The organism is Paenibacillus sp. N119s, assembly GCF_059447605.1.
Genome location: NZ_JCAJRU010000366.1, coordinates 1 through 3,227 on the forward strand (window position 1 = coordinate 1; position 3,227 = coordinate 3,227).

The window sequence follows — 3,227 nt, forward strand, 5'->3', positions numbered from 1 at the left end:
AAGATTGTACATGAGAAACACAGGGAACACTACTATAACTTTTACTGTGAATCAGGGAAGTGTATCTGGTGCGGAAAAGTACAGTGGTACAGTAAAACCTGGTAAAACATTCGATGAAATATTAAATCCAAGCAAGCCATGGACTGTAGGGAAATTTTATGTTAGTTTAAGTAGCGGTGCTGGTTCCATGTCTGGAAAACTAGGAGTTCGGACTAGTACTAATACGGATTTTTAAATATAATTGCTGGGAAAGCGAGAGCGAGCCAATGAGGCTCGCTTTTTTTGTTGGGGGTGGTGATTGTGTAACATGGCGAGAGAACGGAGTCCTGAGGGAAGGGTCCGTAAATAGAAGTCTATGGATTGCTGGCAGGATCAAGCAGCATGAGTCCAGCCTGACCGATGAAGAAAAGAAGACCAAAAAGGAAATTGTACCAGGTTACGAGAGATAACCACCGTTGTTGCCTGGCCAGCAAAGAAGAAAAAGAAGTACAGTATCTATTGTCCTACTGGCAGCTCTATAGATTCGCAAAAAAAGATATTGACAACTGTTAATTTATGGATAAAAATAGTAAATGATTATAAAATACTAGGATTTTATTCGAGGGGTGGCTATGGCATGAAGCATACACCTACGATTCGAGCAGAATTAGACAGATACATACAACAAGAGGGCATGAGTCTAACGCAGTTTGGGCATATAGCAGGCATGAATAGGGGAATAGTAAGCGCTATTGTGACAGGGAATAAGACTATGTCTGTTAACCAGCTTGACCTAATCACTGAGGCTATGGGTTTGCCAGAAGGACATTTCTACGATCTGTTTATAGAAAACTACATCATCGACACTCCTCCAAATATGAGGCGAATCGAGCCGTTTTTATTTCGCTGTGCGGAGTTGGACAAGCTGGATGCGATCCGTCGAGTGGTGGGAGCCATCATGGATAATCTACTCTATTCACACAAGCTATTTGAAATTGCGGAAGACCTATTTGCACAGGAACGATATGCTGCTGCGCTGCTGCTCTATGAGAGTGTAGCTGAAGCGGAGAAATATCAACATTCTGAACGACTAGCCATCTGCCAATATCGCATATTTACGATTCAAATTGGGGACGATCAAAGTCGTAATATCAGGGCGGCAGCGGTGTTTGAAGCTTTTGTCGAACGTCTAGATGAAATAGACCAACTTGACGCATTAAAGGATTTGGCAAACGTGTACAGGTCTTTGCGCAAATGGGACAAGGTTGATGAGATAGCGAGGAAAATGAGAGCTAAAGCCGAAATCCAATATGCACTGAAACATCAACAGAATGGTCGGGAACGTCTTGAATCTACTCTTAAGCTTAGCCGTCCTTTGTTTGTATACATTTCCTATGCTGATCTACTGTGTGCAGGTGTCTGCGAAGCCCAAGACGATTATCAACAAGCTCTAGATTATACATACACCTATGCTAATTTAGATTGGGTAAAAGAGACGGATAAGGATACCCAACATTGGATCGGCTTGTTTCAACATTGGGCAGAAGTTAATACATACGTATTTAAACTTTTGTCCGGGGATACAAGTGTGCTAACGGATTATGTTGAATACATTGCTGCTTCAACCAATAAAGCCGATAAAGAAATGGTAACAAAGCTACTGAACGTAGTGTTGGCAGCTAATCGATATCAGTTGGATGTGAATCACATACTTAAACGTTTTAAAACGGTTATTGACTCTTTTGTGCAGCAGGGACAGCTAGCATCTGATATGTACTCTAATCAAGTTATACCAGAGCAATTCGCACGATTGAGTTACGAATTAGCTTATTATCATTTATATCGAGGTACATACAACGATGGCTTCAAATACTTGATGTATTCAATGGTAAGTTATCATACACTAAATAATGAGACTTATTATATAAACTGTATAGGGCTGTTTGAGCATTTCCGTACTCATGCGGTTCCTGAAACAATGGAAAAATTCTCAAAATTTATTGAAAAGGTGTGGTTAGATAATGTTGAAAAAGGTTGCTTTTCTGATCATCGCGGCTAGCTTTTTGTTTATTGTTACTGTGCCTGTTCAGTCACATAGTCATGTTATTCAACTAACGGATGTCGTTGGAGGAGCTTAAACGTAAGCAAAGCAAATCCCCGCTAACCTTAATTGGTCGGCGGGGATTTTTTTGTTGAAGACTGATTGACACAACTTTCGTAGCTCAACTATATGTTCTTCAATGAGCTTAGAGAGCAAATCAAATTTATCTTGATAGTGATGATATATAGTCCTTGGACCAACAGTCGCTTTGTCGGAAATATCTTGGATTGTAATTTGATCGAAACTTTTTTTAGACATCAGTTCAATAAGAGATATGATAAGTAAGCCAGTGCTTCAGCGAAAGTAATGGGGACATGGTAGTAAGAGCGCTTAATCCTAGGATAGAACAACAAAAGCAGGCCTAACGAGCAAATGTACTCGTTGAGGCTTGCTTTTTTTTACTCCTATAGGAGCTGAGCAGCCCACATTAGGAATCAGTTGAATGACTTTTTAATTATTTTCAAAAAGATATTGAAATATTTGTGACTCCTAGTTATAATACAAGACATAACAATTAAAAGCGCTTACATGGGAGGGGGGTGAAGCAGATGAAGATTGCAGGAATGAATATTACGTACAGGTATTTTCCTTTCGAGCACTTCCTGGACCAAGTCGCCGAGCTTGGGATCGAGCACATCGAGTTGTGGGCGGGCGAGCCTCATTTGTACGTCTACCGGAATGTTCTTGGCAACTTGAGGCGTGTGAGACAGCAGCTCAAATCCCGAGACATGAAGGTCGTCTGTTATACGCCGGAACAGTGTGTCTATCCCTTCAATATTGCCGCTTCTGACCTCCAGCTACGGCAGAAGAGCATCGACTACTTCCTAGATAATCTGTACGCGGCGCTGGAGCTGGAGACCGATATGATGCTTGTGACTTCAGGAATAGGAGACTTTGCTGTATCGCAATTGGAATCATGGAAATATGCGAGCGACTCCATCTATCAGATATCTAGGGTGGCTGAAAAGGAAGGGGTGACTTTAGCGTTGGAGCCTCTGACCCGATTCGAATCGAATCTAATTATCGATGCTAAGGGAATCAAGAGGATGCTGGAGGAGATCCGTTCCCCGTCATTAAAAGGCATGATCGACACCGTAGCGATGCAACTCGCTAGCGAGACACCCGAAGATTATTTCTCCCTACTCCC

General features: G+C 41.7%; 3 protein-coding genes and 1 pseudogene. 3 read left to right on the forward strand and 1 reads right to left on the reverse strand.

Annotated features, from left to right (window positions below; translation table 11 throughout):
• A pseudogene (locus tag AC5V8P_RS24590) lies at window positions 1-235 on the forward strand (hypothetical protein); the annotation flags it as partial.
• A gap of 381 nt (window positions 236-616) precedes the next feature.
• On the forward strand, window positions 617-2,038 hold the full coding sequence (locus AC5V8P_RS24595) for a tetratricopeptide repeat protein (protein WP_064796714.1): 1,422 nt from the start codon (window positions 617-619) through the stop codon (window positions 2,036-2,038).
• Window positions 2,039-2,113: 75 nt separating this feature from the next.
• On the opposite strand, the gene AC5V8P_RS24600 is transcribed toward AC5V8P_RS24595, so the two are convergent.
• Window positions 2,114-2,338, reverse strand: coding sequence for a TetR/AcrR family transcriptional regulator (locus AC5V8P_RS24600; protein WP_081276794.1), 225 nt, complete (start codon window positions 2,336-2,338; stop codon window positions 2,114-2,116).
• Between the two features lie 290 nt (window positions 2,339-2,628).
• Between AC5V8P_RS24600 and AC5V8P_RS24605 the strand changes: the two genes are divergently transcribed.
• Window positions 2,629-3,227, forward strand: a 599-nt coding sequence (locus tag AC5V8P_RS24605) for a TIM barrel protein (RefSeq protein WP_495473975.1), incomplete at its 3' end; no start/stop codon positions are given.